The 14076-nt window shown below is 39.2% G+C and carries 14 protein-coding genes, 1 tRNA gene and 1 pseudogene; 9 read left to right on the top strand and 7 right to left on the bottom strand.

Annotated features, from left to right (window positions below; all coding sequences use genetic code 11):
* From H6G59_RS16135 to H6G59_RS16125, 3 genes are all read left to right on the top strand, one after another.
* Positions 1-618: a hypothetical protein gene (locus H6G59_RS16135; RefSeq protein ID WP_190716117.1), complete on the top strand. Its 618-nt coding sequence runs from the start codon at positions 1-3 to the stop codon at positions 616-618.
* Between the two features lie 82 nt (positions 619-700).
* Positions 701-2398: a protein kinase domain-containing protein gene (locus H6G59_RS16130; RefSeq protein ID WP_190716115.1), complete on the top strand. Its 1698-nt coding sequence runs from the start codon at positions 701-703 to the stop codon at positions 2396-2398.
* A gap of 434 nt (positions 2399-2832) precedes the next feature.
* The gene (locus tag H6G59_RS16125; RefSeq protein ID WP_190716113.1) at positions 2833-3669 is read left to right on the top strand and encodes an SDR family oxidoreductase; all 837 of its coding nucleotides are present in this window, start codon (positions 2833-2835) and stop codon (positions 3667-3669) included.
* A gap of 32 nt (positions 3670-3701) precedes the next feature.
* Here H6G59_RS16125 and H6G59_RS27370 read toward each other — a convergent pair.
* A pseudogene (locus H6G59_RS27370) lies at positions 3702-3782 on the bottom strand (site-specific integrase); the annotation flags it as partial.
* 17 nt (positions 3783-3799) lie between these two features.
* Positions 3800-4825 (bottom strand): S66 peptidase family protein, encoded by a 1026-nt coding sequence (locus tag H6G59_RS16120; RefSeq protein ID WP_190716111.1) that lies wholly within the window; start codon positions 4823-4825, stop codon positions 3800-3802.
* A 330-nt stretch (positions 4826-5155) separates the two neighbouring features.
* Between H6G59_RS16120 and H6G59_RS16115 the strand changes: the two genes are divergently transcribed.
* The 3 genes from H6G59_RS16115 (at position 5156) to H6G59_RS16105 (ending at position 6904) form a co-directional block, all read left to right on the top strand.
* Entirely contained in the window at positions 5156-5521 is a 366-nt protein-coding gene (locus tag H6G59_RS16115; protein ID WP_071191916.1) for a Lin0512 family protein, read from the top strand.
* A 128-nt stretch (positions 5522-5649) separates the two neighbouring features.
* Positions 5650-5988 (top strand): hypothetical protein, encoded by a 339-nt coding sequence (locus tag H6G59_RS16110; RefSeq protein ID WP_190716109.1) that lies wholly within the window; start codon positions 5650-5652, stop codon positions 5986-5988.
* Positions 5989-6370: 382 nt separating this feature from the next.
* The gene (locus H6G59_RS16105; protein ID WP_190716107.1) at positions 6371-6904 is read left to right on the top strand and encodes a hypothetical protein; all 534 of its coding nucleotides are present in this window, start codon (positions 6371-6373) and stop codon (positions 6902-6904) included.
* A 383-nt stretch (positions 6905-7287) separates the two neighbouring features.
* Here the strand turns inward: H6G59_RS16105 and recA are convergent, their stop codons facing one another.
* A complete protein-coding gene (gene recA, locus H6G59_RS16100) occupies positions 7288-8364 on the bottom strand; it encodes a recombinase RecA (RefSeq protein ID WP_190716103.1) in 1077 nt (358 codons plus the stop codon).
* Positions 8365-8658: 294 nt separating this feature from the next.
* On the opposite strand from recA, the gene H6G59_RS16095 reads away from it, so the two are divergent.
* Positions 8659-10197 (top strand): thymidylate synthase, encoded by a 1539-nt coding sequence (locus H6G59_RS16095; RefSeq protein ID WP_190716101.1) that lies wholly within the window; start codon positions 8659-8661, stop codon positions 10195-10197.
* 72 nt (positions 10198-10269) lie between these two features.
* Here the strand turns inward: H6G59_RS16095 and H6G59_RS16090 are convergent, their stop codons facing one another.
* The 4 genes from H6G59_RS16090 to H6G59_RS16075 form a co-directional block, all read right to left on the bottom strand.
* Positions 10270-10662: a hypothetical protein gene (locus H6G59_RS16090; protein WP_190716099.1), complete on the bottom strand. Its 393-nt coding sequence runs from the start codon at positions 10660-10662 to the stop codon at positions 10270-10272.
* Positions 10655-10999, bottom strand: coding sequence for a hypothetical protein (locus tag H6G59_RS16085; RefSeq protein WP_199332053.1), 345 nt, complete (start codon positions 10997-10999; stop codon positions 10655-10657). Before H6G59_RS16085 ends, H6G59_RS16090 begins: the two co-directional genes overlap by 8 nt.
* Positions 11000-11108: 109 nt before the next feature.
* Complete coding sequence (gene dcd, locus H6G59_RS16080) at positions 11109-11678, bottom strand: dCTP deaminase (protein ID WP_199332057.1); 570 nt, start codon at positions 11676-11678, stop codon at positions 11109-11111.
* Positions 11679-11963: 285 nt separating this feature from the next.
* Positions 11964-12036: transfer RNA gene (locus H6G59_RS16075), tRNA-Arg, on the bottom strand.
* Between the two features lie 353 nt (positions 12037-12389).
* Here H6G59_RS16075 and H6G59_RS16070 point away from each other — a divergent pair.
* Positions 12390-13049, top strand: a complete 660-nt coding sequence (locus H6G59_RS16070; protein WP_190716095.1) for an Npun_F0813 family protein — start codon at positions 12390-12392, stop codon at positions 13047-13049.
* 141 nt (positions 13050-13190) lie between these two features.
* The gene (locus H6G59_RS16065) at positions 13191-14069 is read left to right on the top strand and encodes a hypothetical protein (protein WP_190716093.1); all 879 of its coding nucleotides are present in this window, start codon (positions 13191-13193) and stop codon (positions 14067-14069) included.
* Positions 14070-14076 lie beyond the last annotated feature (7 nt).

Raw genomic sequence — 14076 nt, 5'->3', positions numbered from 1 at the left:
ATGTTTAAATTGTATAAAATGAATGCGGATAATAATGAATCTTCAGTAAAATCGGGAAGCACTTATGTAGTCATACCTCAAAGTTTATATGAAGAGGTGATCATGAAAATTTTGATATTAACTGACGAAAAATTGGTAATGAAACACCAACCTACTAAGGACTGGTTTTTAGCAGGTTTATTAATTGCCTTTTTAGTTTATCAACTCTGTGCTTATCTGTATAAAGTATTTTTTATACCAGGTTCCCTAACTCAACAAAATGCACATTTAATTTACGGTACATTTCTGATTTTTTTAATTGCTGTGGCCAGTTCTGAAGTCTCAACTCCTGAAGTGACTTGTAGTTTCGACAAAAGCATGAGTCAGGTAGTTATAGAATACAAAAGTTTAGGCAGTAGCACAGTTATAAAGTACTCATTTGCAGATATTCAGCGTGCTGATATTGAACAATATTACGATCGCTTGGGTCAAGTTGGCCGTCTTGTCCTAATTTTGAAATCTCTAAAAACTATTCCAATTCACACCGACTATATCAAAGCCCAAGATATTCGACATGATATCTACACTATCAATAAATTTATCAGACAATGTGTGGGGGAAGAAAACTTTCAAGGTTGAGACTGATTTTTATCGTAACTCTGATATTTTTCCTTCCCTAACCCTAAAGAAGCGCTAAAATCGATCCAGCCTTTGTATTTTCGTGGTTTTGTCCCAGATAAATCAGAGTGCGGTTCACTGCATAAATCCTCATTGTCAACGTCCTTACCCCCAACCTTGGGGAAACAAATTTTGTAACAGTTGTGGCGCACCGCTACAGTTGTTAGACCGTTATCACTCACTCGAACCCCTAGGATCGGGTGGATTTGCTCAAATTTACACTGTTTGGGATGAAAAGACCCAGACAGAAAAAGTGCTGAAAGTCTTGGTGGAAGATTCCCCCAAGGCGCTGGAATTGTTTATCCAAGAAGCGGAAGTTTTAAGTAATTTCCGTCATCCTGGTGTCCCCAAAGTTGATGCTGACGGGTATTTTCAAATCAATTTGACTAGTCCTAAACCGCACCAGTTGGCTTGTCTGGTGATGGAAAAAATTGATGGGCAAAATTTAGAAGAAATCCGCAAAAATTATCCTCAAGGATGTCCAGAGGATTTGGTGCTAAATTGGTTCGCCCAAGCGGTAAAGATTTTGCAGGAACTGCACAAACGCCAAATTATTCACCGGGACATCAAACCTTCTAATTTAATGCTGCGTCAACCTTCGCCAACTGCACCTCTTCAGGCGGAACAATTGGTGTTGATTGATTTTGGCGGGGCTAAACAATTTAGTGGGGCGATATTGCGATCGCACATCCCTTCTACGCGGTTATTTTCTTCTGGTTACAGTCCACCAGAACAAGTGATTGGCGGTAATGTTGGGCCTGCTGCGGATTTTTATGCCTTGGGAAGGACGATAATTGAATTACTTACAGGAAGATATCCCCAGGATTTAGAAGATCCCATGACTGGGGAGTTACGCTGGCGCAATCGATGCAATATTAACCCCCGTCTGGCCGACTTATTAGATGAAATGGTACAGAAGGAAGTGCGATCGCGTCCCGCCCATGCAGGTATTATTCAAAAACGGTTACTGAAAATTGTCCCCGCTGGATCACAACCAGGATTCTTTACCCGACTGGGAAAATCTGTCCGCCAAACAGTTACCAAATTTACCCAAACTGTAAGTAATACTACAGCATTCACCATTAGGACGATATTTAAATTCTTACTAGCTTGTCTAGGAACAATTTGGGCGATGATTTTGGGCAGTATCGGCGCTATGTTAGGTACAATCGTCGGTTTTATTTTGGCTTATCAGACAAAATTAGGCGCAGGGGTTGTGGAATTCATCTCCCGTCAACTAGTTGAACTCTCACAAAATTATCAACCTGCTTCAGCCCCAGAAATTTTAGTATTTGCCATAGCTGGTTTTGGAACCGCTTGGGGACTCACCCTATCTGGGAGTTTTGGTCAAAAGCGACGATTTTTAGTAGCATCACTTATGGGTTTAATTGGTTATAGTGCGGGCTGGATAATTTGGCAATTTATCAAACCACATAATAGCGCTGAGGGTTTGGTAGCCTGGATTTTGGTCTCAGTTTCCTTACTCACCTTGGGTTTAGGTCTTCGCTCCCATTACCTAGCTTACGCTTTTCTAGCTTCCTTTGGCAGTGCCAACATCCTCGCAGCCTTGATTAATTTAGGGGTTCCAGCGCCTATCTTCCATTTTTCCAGTCAACCTAGCTGGGTTGAATTATTCCTACCCATAGTTTTTTTTGGTTTAATGGGTGTTTTAATCAGTTTGTGCTTAGGGTTGAGTTACTACCTTATTGTTCCTTGCTTACGTTGGTTAGGGTGGCGATAATTGTTATATAGCAATTCCCATTGTCATGAGGTACAAGCAGTAACAATTAAACGCAGATGGACGTAGATAATTTTGTACTTCATTAGACTAGGAAATGCTATATTCTGTTCGGTTAAAGACTTAAAACCCACATTGAGGAGACTAAAGTATCTGAAATCAAATCTAATAAAAAAGATCATCAGAGGTTGTTTGAAAAGAGGTTGTTTGAAAACTTTTTCGTGTTGGATCTGACACCCGCAGATCCCCCTAAATTCCCCTTTCTAAGGGGGACTTTGAAGAATTTAGCCCCCCTTAGAAAGGGGGGTTGGGGGGATCTCGATTAATTCTGATACTTTTCAAACATCCTCTCAAAGTGTATTCTATTCATTTAATCTACTATTATCTACAAATCACAACTCATATAGAACTGCTGTACTTTAATAAAGAGGGAAAATATGTTATCAAAATTAGCAATCGTTACAGGTGGAACTCGCGGAATTGGTTGGGGTATATCGCAGCAACTAGCCAAGAACGGACATAACCTTATACTTGGCTTTAATGCTAATGAAGAGGCTGCATTAACTGCAAAAGCTACTCTTGAATCTACCTATGAGATAAAAGTTGACATTGTTAAAGGTGATGTAGCTCAAGAGTCTACTATTGAAAGAATATTCCAATCTGTGGAAGATAATTTTGAAGGCAAGCTAACAGCCTTTGTTCATAATGCTGGACTCTATGTTGGGGTGACAACATCTGCTGAATCAAAAGAGGCAAATTTAGCTGGCAATCTTCACACTCAGTTATTGGGGAATGGTAGCTTTACTAGCTTTGAGCAGTATGACTATTATCAGAATGTTTATCCTAAGTGCTTCATTAGATGTGTGGAAAAAGCACTTAATTACATGGAGGATGAAAACGGTTATATAGTAGCAATATCTTCTCCTGGATGTAATAGTAGCCAAAAGCCACAGTTGCCATATGCAATGCCAGGACAAGCTAAGGCGGTTGTGGAGTTTTTAACAAGATACTACGCCAAGACATTAGCACCACGACGAATTACAGTCAATGTAGTTATTCCTGGTTATATTAAGACCGAAGCCTGGAATTTTGCCACCTCTAAATGGGGTGGAGTAGAGAGTGATACTATAAAAAATACAATCAAAAATACACCAATGCAACGTTGGGCATCACCGATAGAGATAGGTGAAGTAGTAGCATTTTTATGCTCTCCTAAAGCAGCATTTATTACTGGAGTAGCACTACCTGTTGATGGTGGACTACATCTGAGTTAAGAAAATACTACAAAACAATGTAATTTCACATGATCCTGAATCACTCTAAACGGTATACCCGCGCTACTCATCTGGGTTAAAGCAGTACGTCGGAAGTTGTGGGTGCTAACTCCTGTGGTGCAACTTCACATTAAATTGGTATTACAGCCGCTTCTAACATTTTGATTGTTCCATTCTCAGCATCTATTTCTACTTCTACACCGATTGGTACTGTAAATTTATCTTGAATATGACCAATCATCGAACCATACCAAGCGGGAATATCTAAAGGCTGAATGTGCTGTTTTAATATTTGCATTAATGTAAATGATGGTTCATCTCCCAATTGACAATTAGTACATTGTGCAAAAATAAAGCCCGTAATTTGCTGTAAAATACCTGCATTTTTTAATTGCGTCAGCATTCGGTCTATGCGATAAATATCTTCGCCAATATCTTCGAGAAATAAAATACTTTTCCGCCAAGATGGTAAATAAGCTGAACCCACCATTGCTGCTATGACGGACAAGTTACCACCAACAATTTTACCCCTAGCTTTTCCCGGTGCAATTACTTCTATTTTCCCGGCGCTATTTTGGTTATTTTCCATGATTACAATTTCGGCATTAAATAATATCCGTTTAAAATAATCAACTGTAAATTGATTCCAAGTTGATGTAGCAACTGCACCATGAAAAGTAATTAATCGACTGCGGGCATTAATAGCTAATAATAAAGAAGTAATATCACTATATCCCATAATAATTTTGGGATGAGAACGGATTAGAGGATAATTAAGTAAAGGTAAAATTCGATTACAGCCCCAACCGCCACGCATGGCAATAATGGCTTTTACCGATTTATCGGCAAACATTGTATTAATATCTTGGGCGCGGTCTGCATCTTTTCCTGCTAAATATCCATCTCGATCTAAAATATGTAAACCTGTTTTTACTTTCAGTCCTAAATTTATAAAAGTTTGTTTTGCGTCTTCTATATCTTTAGCTTCAACAATACCCGCCGGGGAAATTAATCCTAAAGTATCGCCAATTTGTAAACATGGCGGTTTGATAATTATGTTTGGTGAAAGTGCATTTTTGGCAATAACTGGGGGCATTTGGGTTGCTAAAGTAGTTACTCCCAATGTGGTGATAAATTGACGACGGTTGATGTTCATTAGAGAATATATAGAAAGAGTTAAAAAGAAGGAGCCAAACCCCCTTTATACTTAATTTTTGGTTTAAATACTGAAAATTAAAATATGGCTGATACCAATTTTATGTGAGGTTGCACATAATTCTGAAATCCATTGATTTATCTGTCTTTATCCGCGTTTATCTGCGTGCATCCACGTTAAATTATTCTATGCAGCTTCATATTAATCTGGTATTACGCCATGCGGTCTTTTAAGCTGGAAAAGCCGTGTGGGAGATTTATACCCCAGCGACTTATACAGAATACCACTACAGAGATAAAGTAAAAGGTGCAGAATTCAGAGTATCTACCAATGGCACTAAAACGCTTTATCATCGAAATGGGAATGGGCATAGACCAGCACGGACAGGAACCGACTGTAGCCGCAGCGAGGGCGGTCAGAAATGCGATCGCTCACAATGCCTTACTTGGTATTATGGAAATAGCCGGGTTAAAAGACCCAAATGACATGATTGTGGAAGTCAAGGTAGCAGTACCCTACCCCGAACAAGTCCGAGAAGCAGAGGTATTAGCTGTTCTTCCTTTTGGTCGTAAATCTCTCACCGTAGAAACTGGAGGAATGGTAGTTGATGGTTTAGCAATACCTTCTCTCAACGATAAAAATGACGAAATGTTAATAGCAGTTGCAGCGGTTACAGTTTTAGTGGAAGTAGCATAATTACTTCACAATTTCCTAATTATCAGGTCAGTAACGCTGGCCTTTATTTTCTGCGCTAAACTAGATTTGTGGGCATCATCTCTGGCAGTAAGTTCCATCAACCAACTATCTTCATCACTTCAGTTACAATGCCTCCAGAGCCTAAGAAATCACTCGAAATTCAAGATATCATCGGACTCAAACCGCAACACTTTGCTGATTTAATCAGAACTGCACAATTAGTTTTTGATCCCACTGCGGGAGTTATTGGTAGAAACTTCACAGTTAACTGGCAGGAGCTTGGTATTCCTGGTAATGTATTAGATAATCTCAGAATACTTGGTCAGGAATATCAGTATGATTCTCCACATCTTCCCCCTGAAGTTGTCTGGAGTCAGTTAACACCAGAAACTCGTATTTGGTTCATTGAAAATAAAGATACCTTGTGGCGGTTTGAAGAATTTTTTCCTGCACTTGACGAAGATTAAATAATTCGTAATTCGTAATTCGTAATTCGTAATTCGTAATTCGTAATATTTCCTTCGGAAACGCTACGCGAACGTAATTCGTAATTCGTAATAGTGCTTCCAGCCGGCTACACCAACGTAATTAAGTTTTGCAACAGGGATTTAAACCCTGCCATGAAACTTAAACCCACGGAACTCGATTAAAAAGCGGAACTGTTCTCAGCAATACAGTTTGAAAAGAGGATGCAATATATTTGTATCCTCTTTTCTATTTTCAGCATTTTAGTGAATTATATTCTAGGCTATATTTATACTTATTTTCACTGATTGATGATTTTTGGATCTCAACCCGGAACATAGCTAACATTAAGGGAATTAAATACTAATATCTAACAGGAAGATAATGCAGATGAGAATTTGGGCTGCTAGGCTTTTTCTAACTTCTTTTTGGTTGATATTGGGCGCTATAACTGCGGATTTAAATAATACTAGTACTGTTTTAGCGGAAGCACCCCTAGAATATTCTCAGTCAATTAATCGTCAAAAGATTACTGTTACTAAATCAGAGTTTGGGGTAAGGATAGTTGATGGTGAGGGTAAAGTTAATTTTTTTCCCACTACTAAAGTACCCTTAAAGAAAGGTGATGCCTATGGTTGGCAGATTAAACTTCAGAACTATCGAGGTAAAGTGAAATGGCGCGAAGTTCTACGTTTACCCAAAGCACCGGAAACTTGGACTACACAGGAATCTGAGAATTTTTCCATATCATCTGATGGAACTACAGCCATTACCAAGCGCACAGAAACACCTGTAAATGGTGTGATTAAAAATTTTTGGAAGATTGCTCCTGGTGATCCTCTTGGTAAACATAAAATAGAGGTATATGTCGAGGAACGTTTAATTGCAACTTTTGAGTTTGAAGTAGTAGAATTTTAGTAGATTTTTATTGATATAAACCCAATATCAGCAAAGTCCAAATATTTTGGACTGACCGAAGAGGACACTCCAGAGTGGGAGACGCGGTGAGGGGAAGAAGAGGACGCGGTGAGATTATCCCCGTGTCCCCGTGCTGACAAGGGTAGGTTTTTAATATTATCTGTTAAGGCAGGACTAGGAAGACAAGGAGGGAAAGTAGACAAGGAAGATTTTCTCCGCACAATGGTCTTTTTGTTACCAAGAGAATATAATTTTGTACTGGTTTCCTCCCTTGTCCACTGTCCTTCCTTGTCCCCCAAGTCTTGCCCTCACGACAATGTAAAATACCTACCCTTGTGAAGTGTCCCCGTGTCCCTCTTTCTCCGTGTCCCCGCTTTTCTTGTTTACTCTTCCTCTAATTCGATTTCTTCCTCTTCGTCTTCTTCGCTGACCTTAGCTACAGAGTTAGCAGAAACCACAGCCCCCTTGTCTAATTTTTCACGAACTTGCTCTTCAATTTTGCTGGCAAATTCTGGCTTCTCTTCTAGATATTTGATGGCGTTATCTCGACCTTGAGAAATGTTTTCACCGTTGTAGCTGTACCAAGCACCTTTACGTAGGAGAATGCCTGTTTCTTCTGCTAAATCAACTAAACAACCCAGGGTAGAAACTCCTTTACCAAAAATGATGTCAAATTCGGCAATTCTAAAAGGTGGTGCTACTTTATTTTTTGCGACTTTGACTTTGACCCGATTACCGAATTCATCTGTACCTTTTTTCAAGGTTTGAATCCGGCGAATATCGAGACGTACTGACGCGTAAAACTTCAATGCATTACCACCCGTTGTCGTTTCTGGGCTACCGTATGTAACACCAATTTTTTGTCGCAACTGGTTGATAAAAATGACTGTGCAACCAGATTTACCAATATTGCCAGTGATTTTACGTAGAGCTTGGCTCATTAACCGGGCTTGTAGACCAACGTGGATATCACCCATATCCCCTTCAATTTCAGCGCGGGGTACTAGTGCGGCTACGGAGTCTATAACTACAATATCAACTGCGGCAGAGCGCACCAACTGATCGACTATTTCTAAAGCTGATTCGCCAGTGTCCGGTTGAGAAACAAACAAGTTTTCTATATCTACACCTAATGCAGCAGCGTAAGTAGGATCAAGGGCGTGTTCAGCATCAACAAAGGCAGCGATACCGCCATTTTTCTGCACTTCGGCCAGGGCGTGTAGGGCTAATGTGGTTTTACCAGAACTTTCCGGTCCATATATCTCTATCACTCGCCCTTTGGGTAAACCGCCACCCAATGCTAAATCTAAGGTGAGCGCCCCTGTGGAAATAGTCTCTACACGCATTCGGGTAGCATCACCCAGGCGCATGATTGCTCCTTTACCAAAACTGCGCTCAATCTGGTTGAGTACCATATTCAGCGCTTTTTGCTTGCCTGCATTCTCAGTGTTGATTGCCATTAGAGCCTCTAAATATATGGATTTATGGATTGTTGCGTTGGGAGTTTCAGTAGAACAGATATACTATTTTAGCTGGAAAATGTGAAAATAGAACTTTTCCAAAAAGATTGTGAGAAGATCGTAACGCGATCGCGCCATGATTAGGGTAATTGAACTGGATAATTTTGGAAAGAGGGTGATTTTTTTAACGCCAAGGTACGCGGAGGGAAGCGCGGAGGTACGCTGAGGTGTTGAATAAAAATTTGTGATCCTAGTATTGATGCTAAATTATTAAAATTTGACTTTTAACAAACCATGACAGGAACGAGTCACGCAACTGAATTTCGTTACGCGGCACAGCACAAGCCCAACCAGTTGATTTACGGTTATGGGCAAACGGCAGTGATTACAGGATGGACGGTGAAGCAAGCGATCGCAAAACACCTACAACCATCAGAGTACGCTGTAATTGGTCAGTTATATTCACCCACTAGGGGTATAAATTTACTAATACGCAATTTGTTATTAAATCCCCATGTTCGTCATTTAGTAATTCTCAACGCTACCAAAGAAGATAAAAATGCAGGTGCTTGTCAATGCTTGCTCGACTTTTTTCATAATGGTGTTGAAGAAAGCATTAGCGATACAGGGCGTAAATCTTGGATAATTCTTTCTCCGATTCCTGGTTATATTGATATTGATATTGATATAAATGCTTTAGAAAAACTCAGACTTTCTATAGAAGTTCAAGAAGCCAAATCAATTACTGAAGCAGTTGCACAAATTAAGCATTACGCCCAAAAAGAAATAATTGATCCTTGGGGAGTTCCTTTAGAATTTCCTATGGCTACCGTTGAACCCACAGTTTTACCAGGAACACGCTATGGACATAGAATTGAAGGTAAAACCATAGCCGAAACTTGGGTAAAAATCATTCATCGCATTAAGACAACTGGAACAATTAGACCAACTGGTTATGATGGCAAATGGCAAGAATTAATAGATTTAATGGCAGTTGTCACCAATGAACCTGATGATTTTTATTTTCCTGAACCCAATTATTTACCAATTGATAGAAGTTTTTTATCAGAATATATTTCGCAAATTTTAGATGATGCACCGAATCGAGAAGGCGTGAAATATACTTATGGGCAACGTTTACGTTCTTGGTTCGGACGCGATCAAATTCAACAAGTAATTGATAAACTAGTAGCTGATATTGATTCCGCAAGAGCAGTAATGTCTTTATGGGATGCTAGTCATGATGCTAATGATAGTCCACCTTGCCTAAATCATATTTGGGTAAGAATAGTTGATAATGAACTATCTTTAACAGCAACTTTCCGCAGTAATGATATGTTCTCCGCGTGGCCTGCAAATGCTATGGGATTACGGGAGTTACAAAAATATATTTATAATTCTATTACTCAAAAATCTAATCATGCTTTAAAAATGGGTTCATTAATTACCATTAGTCAAAGCGCCCATATTTATGATGACTGTTTTGAAAATACTGAAAATGTAATTACATCCCAATACGCCAAAATTTGTCAACAACGAGATTACGCTGATCCTGCGGGTAGTTTTGTTATTTATATCCAGGATGGCATTATTATTGTGGAACATACAACTCCTGGTTCTGGAGAAGTAGTTAATTGTTATTCAGGTAAATCAGCAAGTCAACTTTCTCTACAAATAGTAGCAGATTGTCCAGGTTTGCAAGTTGAACACGCGATTTATTTGGGTGGGGAGTTGCAAAAAGCTGAAATGGCACTGTCAAGCAAGCAAGAATTGATTTATGAGCAAGATAAACCTTTGACAATTAAGACAACTTTATACTTATCAAATGTCTAAATTTGTCCGGTTGCAATCAAAAATACTATAGCGATTGAATTGATAATAGTTATAGAATTTGATCTTTAGCTTTTAAACAGACTGCAAATATTCTAACAATAACAATCTCAAGTAATCCAAAGTTCTAATATAATCCTTCATCTGTTCATACTTACCATTATTGTTAAAGTAAAATTTCCCAATTTGGGTAATACTAAAAACTCGCATTGCTTGTAATTGAGAAATTACCTGCTCCTTGTTAACTATGTCACCTGTAGCTGCAATTTGACTGGCATAACCTCTTAAATTTACCGTTAAAAGTTCAATTTCTTCTAGCAGTGAAAACTCTTCATTTTCTGGTGGAAACTGAGTAGCAATTTCTTTTCTCTCGCTGCGGGTGTTTTGATAGATATTTGTCAACTGTGACAATAATTGAGCAATATTTCTCTTAATCAATTCCTGCTCATTTAAAATTGCTTCAGTCATCGTTAACTCCATAAGTAACTATCTTTTCGCTACCATATTTGTCTGGTCTGACAATCAGATATTCATTACCTTTCCGATATACTGCTGAACTATCTCCACGATATCCAGTTTTTGGAACTCTGATAGCTCCTTTTTTATTAAAGTTATGAGCTTTGCGTAAATACTTTAAAGGGTCAATATCTTTTCTAGCTGCATGGTCTAATATACTCTGAGCAACACTGCTATAAGTAGCAGCATCCCACTCGGTCATATATTTTTCAATCTCAGCCACCTCTGTTAAATTATACCCTTCTAATAGTTGAATCAAAAATGGATCTGAGATTGGTTCTTCTGACATGATTATCTAATTGGACACTTGTAAAAATTAAGCGATAGCTATTGCCATTCTCAAAACATAATTATCAAGTTGTTTTATGAAGAAAACAGCTTTGTCACAAGTACTTGGACTATACGCGAGCAAGAGTCACAGTTTCCATTTGATCCTGATATTTACCCTGACGAGCTTCGTAACTAATAGCGCAGGGTTCGCCTTCTAAAAATAGTAATTGTACGACACCTTCATCAGCGTAGATGCGACAGTCAGCACTGGAAGAATTGGAAAATTCCAAAGTGAGATGACCTCGCCATGCAGCTTCCGCAGGAGTTAGATTTGCTATTATACCGCAACGAGCATAAGTAGATTTACCAATACAAATTACTGTGATATTTTCTGGAACCGCCAGTTTTTCTAAAGCAACTCCCAGTCCATAGGAATGAGCAGGTAAGATAAAATAGCTACCACTGGCATCTGTGTGTAGTGCTGTTGGTTCTAGATTTTGAGGATTAAAGTTTTTGGGATCTACGACAGTTCCGGGAATGTGGCGAAAAATCCGAAACTCAGCTGATGAAAGGCGGATATCATAGCCATAGGAAGATAAACCATAGCTGATTACAGGTTGAACTGCTACAGATGTGTCTTTTTGCACTTTTCGGACTAAGCTTGGTTCAAAAGGCGAAATCAGCCCTTTTTGAGCCATTTCAGTAATCCAAATATCGTTTTTAATCACAAGTTCACGGGTAATTCAAATCGAATTAATAGAATATCGTAAATTGGTATCTTCTTTCAGGTTAACGACTAGGGATAATATCTCAATACAATAATACGCTTTTATACTTATTAGGATGAAAATATCTAAAGCATACACCAAAAGAATTCCCGGACAGATCCGCACTTATGTGATGAGATGCATCAAAAATAACCCTCAATTAGCAAATTCAGTATATTATTACTTATGACCTTGAGGGTTTATATTGAGTTAAAACGAGCGCGGCAGGGTTCGAACCTGCGACCGATTGCTTAGAAGGCAATTGCTCTATCCACTGAGCTACGCGCCCAAGACTGATGTCTGGCTTCTCAAAAAGTCATCATACACCATTATATCGATTCTTTCTAGTCATAAGCAAGATAAAATTGAAAATTTCAGAATATCAAGACTAAAATCCAAGTCACTAGTGAGTCGATGTACACTAAAAACGAAATAGATGGGATATTCGGATATATTGTGATGTCAAGGGGGAATTTGCCTATGAAAGCTGATGCCCTATAGGGCGTATGCTGGTAAAGCGTTTGGCAAATGCCTAATTCTCCCCCAAAATAAACTAAATAATTATACTTTTGGCAATCTTGCCCAAGTCCATGACAGATCCCTTATCAAAACAGCCCCTGTGAGGAGTTATTTGCTAGTGCCATGTTTATTCTCAAACGCCAGGATGTTGAAATATCAAGTATTCAGCACCCAACGCGGGATCAGCAGGTGCCGATCCTCCATTATCAGGGGCAAACCTTTCGCCTGATCAGTGTCTTCAAAGCTAGTCAAGAGATCGAAGCTAAAGCTTTATGGAGATCTCTCACCGACAATCGTGGCAAAGCTTGTGTGTTGCTTGAAGAACCAGAGCGCTATAGTGTCTGGGGGAAAATCCGCTTAGAACAGCTAGATAATGACACAGGTAGCCATAGCAACACGGAAATTTTGACTTTAGCTAGTATTTTATTGCTACAAGCCGTTTATCTAGACATTGAGGATTTATTAGGTAATCGGCAAGCCGGTTTATTTGAAAAAGACATAACAGGGATATTACAGCAAAAGCAATTTCCCCAAATATCTTCCTCAGAGTCAGTCAAATCATTACTAAATGTTGAGCCTTCACAAATGACCAAATTGCCTGTTTGGCAAGAAACTCATGTGATTATTCTCCTGGAAGAACTCCATCGACTAGGAAAAACATATTTTGGTGATACTAATTTTGCCCGTCAATTAAAGGATCGGTTACAGGATATGCCAGAAGAAGAGCAATTGGTGTTTATCGGTTGGTTAAGTCAATCTCCACTAAGTAAACTTTGGCAGTAGCATGGATATTATTTGATTACGAACCGTCCATTAGCACTTGCCTTCGGTGTTAAATTGTGTGATGCCTGATAGGTCAACTCCTGACCACATAATCAATTGCGCCAAAAATACTGCTACAGTGCATTTACCTAGTTGAGACCTATGAGTAACTCTTACAACAATTCATACCGTTCTAAGTCCATTTTTACTACTCAAAACATCATCTTGATTAGCATGGGCTGGGCTTTACTAGCGCTGCTATTCTTTTTGTTGTTTAGTGCCAAAATCCCCGGACAAAATGGCACAGAAATTCGTGAAGATTGGTATGTAGTGGGGACAAATATTTTTGAAGCTGCCGCTTACTTGGGTGCAGGTGTTTTATGCTTAAGAAACTGGCAGAGTAGCCAAATTGTCAGTAGTCGCAAGGTATGGCTCTTAATTGGGCTAGGTATGGTTGCTTATTGCATCGGAGGAATATTTTTCGGTTATGTAGAAGTAATCTTAGGACAAGACCCGGAAGTATCTCTAGGGGATGTGTTTTTTGTACTGAGTTATCTGTTTCTGGGCATAGGTATGGCTTTAGCTTTGTTCTCCCGGCGAATTCATCTAGAACAATGGCAGTGGCTAATTGTCGCGTCAGTTGCAGGGATAGGCAGTTTTGTCGCCTGGTGGATTTCTCAGCAAACAAAAGCTCCCTCAGTAGAACTAGATGCAATTGTTCAGCAACTAGCCTTTGTTCTCAATTGGTTTTATGTAGTTAGTGATTTGCTGCTGTTAATTATCGCCACGATTATGCTGCTGGCTTTTTGGGGAGGAAAAGTTTCTCTCTCCTGGAGAATGATTGCAGCGGCAGCATTTTCGCTATACATTGCAGATATGTGGTTTAAATACGCCACTAATTATCTTCCCGATTACCAAAGTGGAGACATACTAGAAGTATTTTGGGTCTTTAGTGGAGTTTTATTTGGTATGGGCGCTGCTTTAGAATACGAAGCATCATTGAGCCTCAAGCGACGTACCAGTGGACGCAAACGAACTTAACAAATTT

Source organism: Anabaena lutea FACHB-196, assembly GCF_014698305.1.
Lineage (GTDB): Bacteria > Cyanobacteriota > Cyanobacteriia > Cyanobacteriales > Nostocaceae > Anabaena > Anabaena lutea.
Note: the sequence above shows the minus strand (reverse complement) of the source record. Positions and strands in the feature narration are given on the sequence as shown.